Source organism: Vibrio sp. A11, from assembly GCF_013048705.1.
GTDB lineage: Bacteria > Pseudomonadota > Gammaproteobacteria > Enterobacterales > Vibrionaceae > Vibrio > Vibrio metschnikovii.
Genome location: NZ_VHSI01000077.1, coordinates 1 through 582, shown reverse-complemented (window position 1 = coordinate 582; position 582 = coordinate 1). Strand labels below are relative to the sequence as shown.

The following is a 582-nucleotide window of genomic DNA, read 5'->3' as shown; positions in this document are numbered from 1 at the left end:
ACTTCGTATAGAACGCTTGAGCCGAATCTGTCAGACAGTCCACAACAATTGCGTATACCCTCATGTGATGATTCACTTCCCACAAGTACTTCAGTGCGCGAATTAGACTAATTTTTCCGAGCCCAGAACCATGATACTCTTTGTGCACAGCTAATTGAGCCAAAAGAAAAACAGGGATTGGATACCTAGGAAGTTTCTTTGCTAATTGGGCCGGCAATGTTTCTCGACTGATTGAACTCGGTGCAACACTATAAAATGCACAAATAGCGAATTTTTGATTTAACAGTGGTTGAGCACTAGGTAAAACCATTGTTCGGCTAATACCTGCTTGCATGTGCTTTGCCGCTTGAGTTTTGATAAATGTGTTTAGCTCTTGCTCACCACAGTCAAATGAGTCGCGGTCATGCTTTGATTTACTAAGTTCTACAAACTCTTTACCCCAACTCACTTGATACCACTCTTATCTGTAAATTTAACCGCTTCAAGCAAAGCTTGATTCGGTGCTTTTACTTTATTACACGCAGCCATAAACTCGTCAAAGACACTGTCTTTAACCATAATACTTTCATGCTCCTCAATAAC

General features: G+C 40.7%; 2 protein-coding genes. Both read right to left on the bottom strand.

Annotated features, from left to right (window positions below; genetic code table 11):
- Positions 1–448 (bottom strand): GNAT family N-acetyltransferase (locus tag FKQ60_RS17395; protein WP_170906832.1); only part of this gene is annotated, 448 nt, incomplete at its 3' end.
- Positions 445–582, bottom strand: a 138-nt coding sequence (locus tag FKQ60_RS17390; protein WP_170906831.1) for a DUF1778 domain-containing protein, incomplete at its 5' end; no start/stop codon positions are given. The genes FKQ60_RS17395 and FKQ60_RS17390, both read right to left, overlap by 4 nt.